5 protein-coding genes are annotated in these 15,077 nt (G+C 72.9%); 4 read left to right on the top strand and 1 reads right to left on the bottom strand.

The window, feature by feature from the left end:
* The first annotated feature begins 31 nt into the window (after window positions 1–31).
* Entirely contained in the window at window positions 32–712 is a 681-nt protein-coding gene (locus B0I32_RS14870; protein WP_106239078.1) for an NADPH-dependent F420 reductase, read from the top strand.
* A 54-nt stretch (window positions 713–766) separates the two neighbouring features.
* Here B0I32_RS14870 and B0I32_RS14865 read toward each other — a convergent pair whose 3' ends face one another.
* Window positions 767–1,345: a hypothetical protein gene (locus B0I32_RS14865; RefSeq protein ID WP_106239076.1), complete on the bottom strand. Its 579-nt coding sequence runs from the start codon at window positions 1,343–1,345 to the stop codon at window positions 767–769.
* Between the two features lie 321 nt (window positions 1,346–1,666).
* On the opposite strand from B0I32_RS14865, the gene B0I32_RS14860 reads away from it, so the two are divergent.
* Genes B0I32_RS14860 through B0I32_RS14850 form a run of 3 tightly spaced genes read left to right on the top strand, consistent with a single transcriptional unit; the run spans window position 1,667 to window position 15,076 of the window.
* Window positions 1,667–3,157 (top strand): class I adenylate-forming enzyme family protein, encoded by a 1,491-nt coding sequence (locus tag B0I32_RS14860; RefSeq protein WP_245955830.1) that lies wholly within the window; start codon window positions 1,667–1,669, stop codon window positions 3,155–3,157.
* Between the two features lie 34 nt (window positions 3,158–3,191).
* Entirely contained in the window at window positions 3,192–9,539 is a 6,348-nt protein-coding gene (locus B0I32_RS14855; RefSeq protein ID WP_106239072.1) for a non-ribosomal peptide synthetase, read from the top strand.
* On the top strand, window positions 9,536–15,076 hold the full coding sequence (locus B0I32_RS14850) for a non-ribosomal peptide synthetase/MFS transporter (protein ID WP_245955829.1): 5,541 nt from the start codon (window positions 9,536–9,538) through the stop codon (window positions 15,074–15,076). Before B0I32_RS14855 ends, B0I32_RS14850 begins: the two co-directional genes overlap by 4 nt.
* The last annotated feature ends 1 nt before the right edge of the window (window position 15,077 follow it).

The raw sequence follows: 15,077 nt of genomic DNA, 5'->3' as shown, positions 1-15,077 counted from the left end.
TCGGTGAAACGACACGACACTGAGGAGAACCATGTCGACCATTGGCCTGATCGGCGCGGGCAAGATCGGCGCCGCTCTCGCGCGATCGGCGGTCGCCGCCGGGCACCGTGTGGTCCTGAGCAACTCGCGGGGTCCCGATTCCTTGGCGGAGCTGGTCGCCGGACTGGGCGAGCGGGCGAGCGCGGCGACCCCGGCGGCGGCCGCGCTGGCGGGTGATCTGGTCGTGGTGAGCGTGCCCCTGTACGCCCTGCGCGATGTCCCGGCCGCGGAACTGGCGGGCAAGGTGGTCATCGACACGAGCAACTACTTTCCCGGGCGGGACGGCGCGGCCCCCGAACTGGAGAGCGGGGAGGTGACCGTGAGCGGGCTCGTCCAGAGACATCTGGAGAAGTCGAAGGTTGTCAAGTGCTTCAACAATCTGTACTACCGCCACATGCCGCTCCTGGCCCGTCCTTCGGGTGCCCCGGACCGTACCCACCTCACGATCGCGGGGGACGACACGGAGGCCAAGACGGCGGCGGCCGCGTTCGTCGACAGCATCGGCTACGGCGTCATCGACGCCGGGCCGCTCGCGGAGGGATGGCGGTTCGAGGTCGGCCGCCCCGCCTACGCGGTCTTCACCGACGACACGACCGAGCCGGACGAGAACGGGATCCACGGCCCGGCGATCAGGACGGCTGGCGAGGTGAGACAAGCGCTGGCGCAGGCATAGAAGCACGCGACGGAGCGGAGCCGGCGAAAGCACGCGCTGGATGGCGGACGGGCGCTAGTTGAGCTTGGCTTCGTCAGAACCGGAGAGGTCATCGTGCGAAGGCGCCGACGCGGGGTCGTAGGCGGGGGGAGTCTCGGACTGCCACCAGGAGTTCCTGCGGGTGCTCACCGTGTAGCCCTCTCCGCCGTACAGAGATTCGTAGCGGACCTCCAGGTCCATCCGCCGCGTGATGAGTTCCAGGAACGCGTTGTTCGCGGCCGGGTTGTAGTCGTCCACGGTCAGCAGGTACTCGGTGTATCCGGGCGGGACTCCCATGCCGTCGGAGAGGGCTGACGCGCGTGGATAAGGAGCGATGTCCCTGCGTACCTGCTTCGACGTCTCCCTGTTCCACGACCCCAGTTCTTCGCCGTCCAGCCAGACGCGGGTGCCGGTGATGATGGCGGGGCCGAGGCCGGTGTTCACCATCCAGATGCCCGCTCGCTGCCCCGCCGAGATCTTCAGCCGCAGCTGGAGGAGGGGGCGGAGCGTGTGCCGGTTGTGCAGGCGGGTGGCTCGCACCTGGTAGACGGACACCACGAGCGAGGCGATGGCGATGACGACGGCGCTCAGGGCTATGACCGTCTGTGAGTCCATGCTGGCTCCTGTTGTGAAACCGCCGCGGACACAGTGCTGAACCGATCACCCTGTCAACTCCTGGCTGAACCCCGAAAGTTCCGGTAACCGGCACGCGGTCCCCATCGGACCACCCGATGGCCCGCCCGCTGCGGACCATGCCGCGCGCCCTCGGCTCCGAAACTTTCGGGAAAATACTTAAATGTTTCTCTGTCGCAGACGGCCCGGATTGCCTATTGTTTCGAACAGACGCGTTACGGGGCGGCCGTATTAGGCCCATCTGATGCTGCTGCGAGTCTGGGAGTAGGTCATGCCCACGAAACATTTCGGTATCCGGCCGTGGTGAACGGTGACGATCGGCTGACGCTTCCCGACCTGCTCGCCCGTCGCGCACAGGAACAACCGGACAGCCCGGCCCTCGTGGTGGCCGAGGTCGGGACGCTCTCGTTCGACGCCTGGGACCGGCGCTCCAACGCGGTCGCCCGCGCGCTGATCGATCACGGCCTGCCGTCCGGCCACCGGGTCGGGCTGCTGTTCGACGAGCGGGACTGGATCGACCTCGCCGTCGCCTGGTGCGCGGTCATGCGGGCCGGTTGCGTCGCCGTGCCGCTGTCCGGCCGGCTGGCCCCCGCCGAGGTACGCCACGCGCTGACCGACTGCTCCGTGAGCGCCGTGCTGCACGGGGCCGGCGTCGATCCGCCGGACGTGAACGCCTGGCGGGCGACACCGGCGGAACTGGATCAGGGGGACGAGGGCCCGGTGCGGCGGGACGTCTTCCCCGGCGGGCTGGCGCAGATCATCTACACGTCCGGCACCACGGGCCGGGCCAAGGGGGTCGGCGCCACCCATGCCAACCTCGCCTACGGCGTCTCCGCCGAGCCTCGGCGCCGCACGCTCCTGCACTCCCGGCATTTCCTGCACGCCTTCCCCATCGGCAGCAACGCCGGACAGACCATGCTGGTCAACTCCCTGGGCGCCCGCCCGGCCGCGCTGACCCTGCCGCGCTTCACGCCCGCCCGCTTCGCCCGGCTGATCGAGTCGTACGGGGCGGGGACGGTCTTCGTGGTGCCCGCCATGGCCATCGAGCTGCTCAACGCCCGCGTCCAGGAACGCCACGACCTGTGGAGCGTACGGCTGCTCGGCTCCACCGCGGCCAGCCTGCCGCCCGCCGTGGCGGCCGGGATGGCCAAGGCGTTCCCGAAGGCGACGATCGTCAACTACTACACCTCGACCGAGGCGGCTCCGGCGCAGACCGTGATGATCGTGGACCCCGCGCGGCCCGCGTCGGTCGGACGGCCCTCCTCGGGCGGCGACCTCAAGATCGTCGCCGCGGACGGGCGGCGCGCGAAAGCCGGGGAGCGGGGGGAGGTCTGGCTGCGCTCGCCCGCCGGCACCCGCTCCTACTACCGCGACCGGCGGTTGAGCGACGACATCTTCCGTGACGGCTGGGTGCGCATGGGCGACGTCGGCTACCTCGACGAGGACGGATACCTCTACCTCGTCGACCGCGAGAGCGACGTCATCAAGTCCGGCGCGCACAAGGTGTCCACCCTGCAGGTGGAGGCCGCGCTGTACGAGCACCCATCGGTCGCCGAGGCCGCCGTGGTCGGGGTGCCGCATCCGGTGCTCGGCCGGGTCACCGCGGCCGCCGTCGTGACCCGGTCCCCGGTCACCACCGCCGACCTGCGGACGTTCCTGATGGACCGGCTCGCCAGGCACGAGTTGCCGAGCCGGTTGCTGTTCGTGCCCGAGCTGCCGAAGAACCACCTCGGCAAGGTGGTGAAGTCGCGGCTGCGGGATTTGCTCGGGCCGCCGGCGGACGGCTCCACGTGACCACACGACGCTTGTGAACACAGAAAGAACGCACATGACGCACTGCCAGGAGAGCATTCCGGCCTCGTTCGTTCAGCAGGACATGTGGGTCGGCGAACGTATGGGGGCGGGGCTGACGTACCACATGCCGCTCGCCCTGTGGTTCGACGGCGCTCTCGACGTGTCCGCGCTGCTCGGCGCGTGCGCCGGGGTGGTCGCCCGGCATCCGGTGCTCGCCACCGCCGTCGCGGAGAGCGGCGAGGGGCTCCGGCTGGTCCCCGCGGCCGAGCCGGCCGTGACGATCGCCCACCTGCCCGATCCCGCGCCCGACGCTCTCCAGCGGTTGATCGGGCAGGAGAGCGCGCGGGAGTTCGACCTGGAGAAGGGGCCGCTGGCCAGGTTCACGCTCGTGCCGGCCGGATCCGGGCGGCACCTGCTGCTGTTCGTCGCCCACCATCTGGTCTTCGACGGCATGTCCAAGGACATCCTGGTACGTGACCTCGCCCAGTTCTACGCGACCGGCTCGGACGGGGCGGTGGAGCCGTTGCCGTTCGCCTGGCGGGAGCCGGAACCGGAGGTGCTGGAGGCGGCGCGGGAGTTCTGGGCCGGGCGCTGGACGGAGCCGGCCGAGATCGTGCTGCCGGGGCAGCGGCGTACCGGCAGACGGTACGGGCCCGGTGCGCAGATCGACGCCGGGCTCGACCACGAGCTGAGCCGCTCCGCCGCGAAGGCCGCGGCGGCGACCGGCGCGTCGGTCTTCGAGGTGCTGCTGGCCGGGGTGCACGCGCTGCTGTTCAGGCACGGCACGGAGGACGTGGCGGTCGCGATCGACGTGACCACGCGCGGCCCCGTGACCCGTGACCACATCGGCCCGTTCGTCGGCGAGCTGCCCGTGCTGTCGCGGCCCGAGGCCGGTCAGGCGTTCCGCGCGTTCGTCCGGGAGATGCGCGACGAGCTGCGTGCGGTGTACAGGTTCCGTGAGGTGCCGCCCGCGCGGGTGCTGGGCCAGGGGGCCCGGGGCGCCGCCGTACCCGTGTCGATCAGTTACCGCAGGCGGGAGGCCGACCCCGTCTTTCCCGGCGTGAACGTCACCGTGGACCGCATGATGTTCGGCGGAGGCGCGCGCAACCCGCTGCACCTGCAGATCCTGGACGGTCCCGACGGGCTGGCCCTGTGCGTCCGGTACGACCCGGCGGCGGTGGACCGGGACGTCGCGGCCCGGTTCGCCGACGGTCTGCGCGCCCTGCTGCGCCACGCCGCCGACGATCCCGACGCCCGCCTGGGCGAGCTCGACGTCATGCCCGCGGCGGAGTCGCGGCGGATGCTCGTCGAGTGGAACGACACCGAGGTCGCCCATCCCGCCGGGGCGACCCTGCCGGCTCTGTTCGCCGAGCAGGTGCGGGCCCGTCCTGACGCGTGCGCCGTCACGTTCGGGGAGCGGTCGCTCACCTACGCGGAGCTGGACGCGGCGGCCGCACGGTTGGCCGCCAGGATCCGGCGCGCCGGGGTCGGGCGCGGGGACCTGGTCGCCGTGCACCTGCGGCGGTCCGACCTGCTGCTGGTCTGCCTGCTCGCCGCGCACAAGGCGGGGGCCGCGTATCTGCCGCTCGATCCCGACCATCCCGCGGAACGGCTGGCCATGATCGTCGACGATGCCCGGCCCGCGCTGCTGCTGTCCGAGACCGCCGTGCCGGACGGGCTGCCGGGGCCCGTGCTGCTGGTGGATCCCGCGCTCCCGGCGGACGGGGCACCGGCCGCGAGCCCGGCGCCGGAGGAGCCGGTCGCGGGTCTGGCGCCGGAGCAGCCGGTACGGCCGGCGTCGCCAGAAGAGACGGCTTACGTCATCTACACCTCGGGATCGACGGGACGGCCCAAGGGGGTCGAAATCGATCACGGCAACCTGGCCAACCTGCTGCTCGCCATGCGTGACCGGCTCGGGTCCGCGCCCGGTGACACCTGGCTCGCGCTCACCTCGCCCGCGTTCGACATCAGCGCCCTTGAGCTGTACCTGCCGCTGATCGTGGCCGGCCGGGTCGTCGTCGCGCCCCACGACGCGGTGCGGCGGCCGGAGGCGCTGGCCCGGCTGGTCGCCGCGCAGGGCGTCACGCACGTGCAGGCCACGCCGTCGGTGTGGCGACTGCTGCTGCCCGGCGGCCTGGCCGGGGTGACCGCGCTGGCCGGGGGAGAGGCGCTGCCGCCTCAGCTCGCGCGGGAGTTACGCGCCCGCTGCGACCGCGTCGTCAACGTGTACGGCCCGACCGAGACCACCATCTGGAGCACGTACGGCGAGCCGGGCGAAGGTGATGCGCCGATCACCATCGGCCGGCCCCTCGCCAACACCCGGATCTACCTGCTCGACGAGGCCATGCGGCCGGTGCCGATCGGGGTGCCGGGCGAGCTGTGCATCGGCGGGGCCGGAGTGGCGCGGGGCTACCTGGGCAGGCCCGCGCGGACGGCCGAGCGATTCGTCCCCGATCCCTTCGGTCCTCCCGGGGGACGGCTGTACCGTACCGGCGATCTGGCCCGCTACCGGCCCGACGGCGAGATCGAGTTCCTCGGCCGCCAGGACGGGCAGGTCAAGCTGCTCGGCCATCGGGTCGAGCTCGGCGAGATCGAGACCCGGCTGCGGGAGCACCCCCAGGTCGGCGAGACGGCGGTGGTCGTCCGTGGTGGGGACACGGACGACCACCGCCTGATCGCGTACGTCGTCCCCGCGCCGGGCCGGGCCGCCCCCGACGCCGGCGCCCTGGCCGCCCACCTGGCCAGGACCCTGCCCGCCGCCACGGTGCCGAGCGCCTACGTGGTGCTGGACGCCCTGCCGCTGAACCCGATCGGCAAGCTGGACCGCGCCGCCCTCCCCGACCCCTCCGCCGCCACGGGCCGAAGCCAGGACCCGGACCCGGACCAGGACCCGGGCCTGGACCGTGGGGCGACGCTGGTCGAGGAGGTGCGGCGGATCTGGTGCGAGGTGCTGGAGCTGGACGACGTCGGCCCCGACGACGACCTGTTCGACCTCGGCGGGCACTCGCTCACCATCACGCAGATCTCGGCCAGGATCAGGGACGGCATCGGCGTGGACGTGTCGCTGGACGCCTTCTTCGACGATCCGACCATCACGGGGGTGGTCGAGGAGATCGTCCGGCTCCGCGGGGCCGCGACCGACGAAGGGGACACTCGGCCGGCGGAGATCCTGCCTCGCCCGGACGGGGTCGATCCGCCGCTGTCGTTCGTCCAGGAACGGCTGTGGTTCCTGCAGCGGTTCGACCCGGACGACGCCTCGTACAACATGTACCTGGTGTTGCGGCTGCGCGGCGAGCTGGACACCGATGCGCTGGATGCGGCGCTGCACGCGGTGGTGGCCAGGCACGAGAGCCTGCGCACGTCGTTCGCCGACGTGGACGGCGAGCCGATCACGGTCGTCCATCCGCCCGGTCCCGTGGCCTGCGAACGCCTCGACCTGTCGGGCTCGCCCGACCCGGAGGAGCGGGCGCTGCGGCTCGTCGCCGACCGGACGAACCAGCCGTTCGACCTGGCCGGGACGCCGCCGCTGCGGATCAGCCTGCTCCGGCTCGGGCCGCTCGACCACGTGCTGTGCTTCGTGCTGCACCACATCATCGCGGACGGGTCCTCGCTCGGGGTCCTGTTCGACGACCTGTTCGCCCTCTACCAGGCGCGGACGCGGGGCGAGGAGGCGGATCTCGTGCCGCTCCGGGTCCAGTACGGCGACATCGCGCTGTGGCAGCGGGAACGGGACTCGGGCGAGGCCGCCGCGGAGTCGCTGGCCTACTGGCGCGAACAGCTCGCCGGCCCGCCCGTGCTCGACCTGCCCGCCGACCTGCCCGGCGGTGAGCGGCCCGAGGGCGCGTTCCACTCCTTCCAGGTGCCCGCCGAGCTGGTGTCCCGGCTGGAGCGGCTGGCGCAGGAGCACAACGCGTCGCTGTTCATGGTGCTGGTCGCCGCCTACCAGGTGCTGCTGGCCCGGCACACGGGGCAGGACGACATCCTGGTCGGCACGCCGTGGGCGACCAGGGACCGGACGGAGCTGGAGCCGGTCATCGGGTACCTCACCGACACGCTGGTCCTGCGCGGCGACCTCACGGGGGATCCGGTCTTCTCCGACCTGCTCGACGCGACCCGCCGCACCGTGCTCGACGCGCACGCGCACCGGACCGTGCCGTTCGAACGGCTCATCGGCGAGCTGGGCGTGCCGCGTGACCTCCATCGCAATCCGCTGCTGGCCACCATGATCATTCTGCACAGCCAGGCGGGGGAGGGGACGCCGCCGGAACGGGTCGGCGACCTCGGGGTGGAGCTGTTCGACGGCGGGTATCGCCAGGCGAAGTTCGATCTGTCCCTGGAGACCTGGCGCAACGAGCAGGGGCTGCTCGCGGTGCTCGGCTACGACGCCACCCGGTATCGCGCGGCCACCGTGCAGGGGCTGGCCGCGCGGTTCGAGGTGCTGCTCCAGGGCATCGCGGACGCCCCCGGCACCCCGATCTCGCGGCTGCCCATGCTGACGGACGCCGACGCGGCCGTCCTGGGCGCCTCGGCGCGGGGCGGCGTGGACGCCCGTCGCGGCGTCGCGGAGACGGTGCCCGCGCTCATCGAGCGGGCCGTCGCCGCCACCCCCGACGCCACGGCGCTGCTGTGGGACGGCGAGACGATGAGCTACGCACGACTCGACGCCAGGGTGGCGCGGCTCGCGGCGGACCTGCGGCGGCGTGGCGTCGCGGGCGGGTGCGTGGTCGGGGTCTGCCTGCGGCGCTCGGCCGATGCCGTCGTGGCGTTGCTGGCCGTGTGGCGGGCCGGCGGCGCGTACCTGCCGCTCGATCCGGACTATCCCGACGAACGGCTCGCCTTCCTGATCGCGGACAGCACCGCACGCCTGGTGGTGACCGACGCCGGACTCGCGCCGAGGTTGCCGGCGGAGACGGTCGTGCTCGTCTCCGCCGGAGAGCCAGGGCCCGGCGACGAGCCGGGGTCCGCCGGCGAGCCGGGGCCCGGCGACGACCGGTGGGCCGGCGGCCGGCAGCCGGTCCAGCCGGACGACCCGGCGTACGTGATCTACACCTCCGGATCGACGGGCCGGCCGAAGGGGGTGCTGGTCGAGCACGGCAGCCTGGCGGGGCGCGTGCGCTGGATGCGGGAGGCGTACGGCATCGGGCCGGACGACCGGGTCGCGCAGTTCGCCTCGCTCAGCTTCGACGCCCACGCCGAGGAGCTGTACCCGGCGCTGACGGCGGGCGCGGGCGTGCTGCTCCTGCCCGACGGCGCCGCGTCGCTGCCGGACGTGCTGCGGACCGCGGCCGGTGGCCGGGTCACCGTGCTGGACCTGCCCACCGCCTACTGGCACCGGCTCACCGAGGCGCTCGACGACGTGACCTGGCCGCAGCCACTGCGGCTGGTGATACTCGGCGGCGAACAGGCGCACGCGGCGGCGGTGGCCAGGTGGCGCGACAGGTTCGGCGACCGGGTACGGCTGGTCAACACCTACGGGCCCACGGAGGCCACCGTCATCGCCACGGCCACCGACCTCGGCGAGGCGGACACCACCGGCCGCCCGCCCATCGGCCGGCCGATCGGCGGCACGACGGCGCACGTCCTCGGCCCGTACGGCGAGCCCGTGCCGCCGGGCTTCCCCGGGGAGCTGTGCCTGGGCGGGGAGGGGCTGGCGCGGGGCTATCCGGGACATCCGGGGCTGACGGCCGAGCGGTTCGTCCCCGATCCGTACGGCCCGCCGGGATCCAGGCTCTACCGGACGGGCGACCGGGTGCGCCGGCGGCCGGACGGGACGCTGGAGTTCCTGGGCCGGTTCGACACCCAGGTGAAGGTCCGCGGCTTCCGGGTGGAGCCGGGTGAGGTGGAGACCGCTCTGCTGGCCCATCCGGGTGTCCGCCAGGCGGTGGTGACGGCGGACGGGGAACGGCTGGCCGCGTACGTGGTCGGGCCGGCCGGGCCGGACGAGCTGCGTACGAGTCTGGCCGCGACCCTGCCGGCCCATCTGGTGCCCACGGCCTGGGTGAGCCTGGCGGCGCTGCCGCTCACGATCACCGGCAAGGTGGACGTGGCCGCCCTGCCCGTGCCGGGGCCCGGCCCCGTCGCGGAGTTCGTGCCGCCGCGCACGGACGCCGAAGTGCTCGTGGCCGGGATCTGGGGCGAGCTGCTGGGTGTCGAGGCGGTCGGCGTCGACGACGACTTCTTCGCCCTCGGCGGGCATTCCCTGCTGGCGACCCGGGTCGCGGCCCTGCTGCGGAACGCGCTCGACACGGAGGTGCCGATCCGCACGGTGTTCGACCAGCCGACGGTCGCCGGGCTCGCGGCGGCGGTCGAGAGGCTGGTGATCGAGGAGCTCGCCTCGCTCACCGACGCCGAGGCGGCGGATCTGCTGGAGGTGGGGGAGTGACCGACTCGGAGACCTCGTCGGAGGCGTCGTCCGAGGCATTGTCGGGGACGTCCGGGGCTTTGCCGGGGGCTTCGCCCGGGGTGTCGTCCGGGGCTCTGTCGGCGGCCAAGCAGGCGTTGCTGGCGCAGCGGCTGCGGCGCGGGGCGGCGGCGGTGCCGCGCCGCACCATCCCCGCGCGCCCCGCCGACGAGCCGCCGCCGTTGTCGCACGCGCAGGAGCGGCTGTGGTTCCTGGAGCAGTTCGCGCCGGGCACCGCCCAGCTCACCATCCCGATCAGGCTGCGGCTGCGCGGCCCGCTGGACGCGGGCGCCCTGGCCGCCGCGCTCGACGCCGTCGTGGCCGGGCACGACGCGCTGCGCATGCGCTTCCCCGCCACGGACGACGGCCGCCCGCGCGTGGTCCTCGCCGACGACGCCACGCTTCCGCTGACCGTACGCGACGCATCCGGCGAGGCCGCCGCGAAGGCGCTGGCCGAGCAGTTCCTGGCGGTGCCGTTCGACCTCGCGGCGGGCCCGCCGGTACGGGCGCTGCTGGTGCGGCTGGGCGACGACGATCACGTTCTGGTGCTCGCGGTGCACCACATCGCCGCCGACGGCTGGTCGGCCGACGTGCTGATGCGCGAGGTCTTCACCCGCTACGACGGCCGCACGCCGCCCACCCCGCAGGTGGCGTACGGCGACTACGCGGCCTGGCAGCGCGGCCTGGCCCCTTCCCCGCGCGACCTGGACTTCTGGCGGGACAGGCTGGCCGGCCTGGAGCCGCTGGACCTGCCGGCCGACCGGCCCCGCCCGCCGGAACGGACCTACACCGGCGCCGCGCACCCGTTCACCCTGAGCCGGGAGGCGGCCGCCGGGCTGGCCCGGCTCGGGCGCGAACACCGGGCCACGCCGTACATGATCATGCTGTCCGCGCTCGCCGCGCTGCTCGGCCGGTACGCCGGCGTCGAGGACGTCGCCGTGGGATCGCCGGTAGCCGGTCGCCAGGTCCCCGAGCTCGACGGCGTGATCGGCTGCTTCGTCAACATGCTGACCATGCGGGTGGACCTGACGGGCGACCTGACGTTCGCCGAGCTGGTCGACCGGGTGCGGAGCGTCGTCCTGGACGCCTTCGCCCACCAGGACCTGCCGTTCGAGCAGCTCGTCTCGGAGCTGGACCTGCCGCGCGACGTGTCCAGGTCGCCGCTGTTCGGCGTGATGTTCGCGATGCAGAACTACCGGAACGAGGCCATCGAGCCGCCCGCCGGGCTGACCGTGGCCGACTTCCCCGTGGACGCCTGGGCGACCCGCTACGACCTGGAGCTGTACGTCGGCGACGACTCGGGCGGGATGTTCGTCTACAACACGGACCTGTTCGAGCCGGACACCGTCGAACGCCTCGCCGGCCACCTGTGCACGCTGCTGGAACGGGTCGCGGCCGGGCCGGACGTGCGGCTCTCGGGGATCGACCTGCTCGGCGCGGACGAACGCCGCCTGGTCCTGGAGGTGTGGAACGACACCGCGGCCGCCTTCCCCGGCGACGCCACGCTGCACGGTCCCATCGAGGAGCGGGCGGCGCGTACGCCCGACGCGGTCGCGGTGCGCTTCGAAGGGCGCGCGCTGACGTACGGCGAACTGGACGCGGCAGCGGACCGGGTCGCGCGCACGCTGCGCGGCCTCGGCGCGGGCCCGGGGTCGGTGGTCGCGGTGTGCGCCGAACGTTCGCTGGAGCTGCTGCCCGGCCTGCTCGGCGTGCTCAAGGCGGGTGCGGCGTACCTGCCGATCGACCCCGACTATCCGCCGGACCGGGTGGCGTTCATGCTGGCGGACGCCGTACCGGCCGTGGTGCTCACCCAGAGCGGGATCCGCCCCTCGTTGCCGTACACCGCCGCGACCATCCTCGACCTGGACGATCCGGACGTCTGGACCGGCGCTTCCGGCCCGCTGCCCGACGTGCGGCCCGACGACGTCGCCTACGTCATCTACACCTCCGGTTCCACCGGCCGGCCCAAGGGCGTGCCGAACACCCACGGCGGCATCGCGAACCGACTCGACTGGATGCAGGAACGGTTCCGGCTGGGGGACGCGGACGTCGTGGCGCAGAAGACGCCGCTGAGCTTCGACGTGTCGGTGTGGGAGCTGTTCTGGCCGCTGCGCAGCGGGGCGAAGCTGGTGCTCGCGACGCCGGGCGGCCACAAGGACGCCGCGTACCTGCGCGAACTGATCGTCACGGAAGGCGTGACCACCGCCCATTTCGTCCCGTCGATGCTGGCCGTCTTCCTCGCCGAGCACGGCGCCGGGGGCGCTGCCGACGGCGCCGGCGGTTGCGGCTCGCTGCGGCGGGTGATCTGCTCGGGTGAGGAACTGCCCGCCGACCTGGCTCGCCGCTGCGTCGCGACGCTCCCCGCCGCCGAACTCCACAACCTGTACGGTCCCACCGAGGCGGCCGTGGACGTGTCCGCCTGGCACTGCCTGCCCGCCACCCTGACCTCGGCGGCCCGCGTCCCGATCGGCACCCCCATCGCCAACACCACCCTGTACGTGCTGGACGCGGCCATGTCCCCGGTGCCGATCGGGGTGCCGGGGGAGCTGTTCATCGGCGGCGCCGGCCTGGCCAGGGGTTACCTGAACCGTCCCGCGCTCACGGCCGAGCGGTTCGTGCCGGACCCGTACGGCCCGCCGGGCTCGCGGCTCTACCGCACCGGTGATCTGGTCAGACGCCGCTCCGACGGAGTGCTGGAGTTCCTCGGCCGGCTGGACGCCCAGGTCAAGCTGCGCGGGCTGCGCATCGAGCCCGGCGAGATCGAGGCCGCCCTGCGTGCTCTGCCCGCCGTCGGGGACGCGGCCGTGATCGTCCGCGACGACCGCCTGGTCGCCTACGTCACCCCGGATGCCGACCGGACCGGCCCCGCCGACGGTGCGGACGTCCTGGAGGCGGTGCTCGATCACGGCGCGCTCCGGGCCGAGCTGAAGAAGACGCTCCCCGACTACATGGTCCCCGCGGCCTACGTCACGCTCGCCGCCCTGCCCCTGAGCCCCAACGGCAAGCTGGACCGCCGCCGGCTCCCCGCACCCGTGGCCGCCAGGGACGCCACGGTCGAGTTCATCGCGCCGGACACGCCCACGGAACGGACGCTGGCCGCGATCTGGGGCGAGCTGCTGGGCGTCGAGGCGGTCGGCGTGGCCGACGACTTCTTCGACCTCGGCGGCCACTCCCTGCTCGCGACCCAGGTGGTGGCCCGGCTCCGCCAGCAGGCGGGCGCCGTGGTCAGCGTCATGGACGTGTTCAAGCACCGCACCCTCGGCGAGCTGGCCGCGCTCGCCGACATCCCGCCGGACCGGCGCGGCCCCCGCTCGCTGCTGCACCGGCTGACCGCCGCCCGGAGCACGAGCTCCGTCCTGAGTTACGTGTGCGTCCCGTACGGCGGCGGCAGCGCCGTCGTCTACCAGCCGCTGGCCGACGCCCTGCCGGACGGGCACGCGCTGTGGTCGGTGGCGATCCCCGGCCACGACGTGGGCGTCGACGAGGACAGACTGCCCTTCGACGAACTCGCCGAGGGATGTGTGCGCGAGATCCTGGAGAAGGTCGAGGGCCCGATCGTCCTGTACGGCCACTGCGGCGTCGGCTCGGCCCTGACCGTGGAGATCGCCCGCCGGCTGGAGGCCGCGGGCCGGGACCTGGAAGGCGTCTACATCGGCGGCATCTTCCCGTTCGCCCGCCCGCGCGGCCGGGTGATGTCGCGGATCGCCAGGATCGCCGAGGCCGAGCGGCTCCGCAGCGACCAGCGCTACGTCAACTGGCTGATCTCGCAGGGCGTGGACATGAGCGACCTCGATCCCGAGCAGGCGCGGCGCATCGTACGGAACATGCGCCGCGACTCGCGCGAGGCCGAGGAGTACTACACCCGTCTGTTCGAGTCGGGCACGCGACGGCTGAACGCTCCCGTGATCAGTGTCGTGGGGACCGAGGATCCGGCGACGGACTACTACCAGGAACGTTTTCGCGAGTGGCACTTCCTGACCTCGGTGTCGGCGGTGGTCGTGCTAGCGGAGGCAGGGCACTTTTTCCTGAAATATCGGGCGCAAGAGCTGTCCGAGATCGTCACCACCCTCCACCGGAACCTGAAGGAAAAGGCCCCCCGGGAGCCGGAGGAAGCGGCGGCACGAAGCGGTGACCGTACCTGGTGGCTGCACGACGTGTCCCACGCCGGCGCGCTGTCCGCCCCGGCGGGAGCCCAGCCCGGCATCGGGCGCTTCCTCGCCATCGCGCTGAGCCAGCTCGTGTCCGTGACCGGATCGGCGCTGACGGAGTTCGCCGTACCGCTGTGGATCTACACCACGACCGGATCGGTGGCGTTGTTCGCCCTGATGGCGGTCGTGGGCCTGGTGCCGGGGATGCTGACCGCGCCGATCGCCGGGGCGATCATCGACAGGACGAGCCGGCGCCGGGTGATGCTGGCGGGGGACATCGCGGCGTTCACGATCCAGCTCGCGCTGGGCGTGCTGCTGTGGACCGGGAATCTGTCCACGGGGATGATCTATCCGCTGCTGGGCTGCCTGTCCGTCGCGCTCACGTTCCAGCGGCTCGCGTACTTCTCGGCCGTGCCGCAGCTCGTGCCCAAGCACTATCTCGGGCACGCCGTCGGCATCACGCAGCTCGGCAACGGCACCGCCCAGCTCCTGGTGCCCATCTTCGCCGTCGGCCTGCTGTCCGCCATCGGGCTCGGCGGCATCCTCCTCCTCGACATCGCCGGCTACGCGGTCGCCATCGTCGTCCTGCTGGTGGTGCGGTTCCCCGCCACCATGCCCTGGCGACGCCGGGAGTCGATCAAGAACGAGATCCTGGGCGGGCTGCGGTACTCGCTGGGCCATCGCGGATTCGTCGCCATGCTGCTGTTCTTCGTCGTGCTCAACGTGTTCCTCGCGCCGCTGCTGCTGATGTTCTCGCCGCTGGTGCTCTCCTTCGCCGGGCTCGCCGACGTCGGCAGGATCGCCTTCCTGGCCGGAGCGGGGACGTTCGCGGGCGCGCTCGTCATGATCGTCTGGGGCGGCCCGCGCCGGCTGCGCCTGCGCGGGGTCCTGCTGTGCAGCCTCGTCCTGGGCTGCTTCTGCCTGCTCACCGGCCTGCGCGCCGACCTGGCCGTGATCGCCGTCGGCGTGTGCGGCATCACGCTCTGGATCACCCTGCTGAACGGCATCTACACCACGATCGTGCAGGTCAAGGTGCCGCAGCGGTTCCACGGCCGGGTGTTCGCGATGAACACGCTCATCGCCTGGTCCACGCTGCCGATCGGGTACGCGCTCGTCGCCCCCTACGCCGCCTCGCTGCTCGACCCGCTGCTGCTGGACGGCGGCGCGCTGGCCGGCACGGTCGGGGCGGTCATCGGCACCGGCCCCGGTCGTGGCATCGGATTCATGTACGTGCTCTTCGGCCTCGTCATCGTGGCGATCACGCTGGCCGCCATGCGGGTGCCCGCGCTGGCCCGCTTCGACCGCGAGGTTCCCGACGCCGTCGCCGACGACCTGGTCGGCGTACGAGCCCTGCGATCCCAGGAGGAATGAC

Source organism: Nonomuraea fuscirosea, from assembly GCF_003001935.1.
In the GTDB taxonomy this organism is placed as follows: domain Bacteria; phylum Actinomycetota; class Actinomycetes; order Streptosporangiales; family Streptosporangiaceae; genus Nonomuraea; species Nonomuraea fuscirosea.
Note: the sequence above shows the minus strand (reverse complement) of the source record. Positions and strands in the feature narration are given on the sequence as shown.

Bases quoted from the DNA above. Each gene is read 5' to 3' on its own strand.
- B0I32_RS14855 (WP_106239072.1), top strand. From the start codon at position 3,192: ATGACGCACTGCCAGGAGAGCATTCCGGCCTCGTTCGTTCAGCAGGAC.
- B0I32_RS14865 (WP_106239076.1), bottom strand. From the start codon at position 1,345: ATGGACTCACAGACGGTCATAGCCCTGAGCGCCGTCGTCATCGCCATC.
- B0I32_RS14870 (WP_106239078.1), top strand. From the start codon at position 32: ATGTCGACCATTGGCCTGATCGGCGCGGGCAAGATCGGCGCCGCTCTC.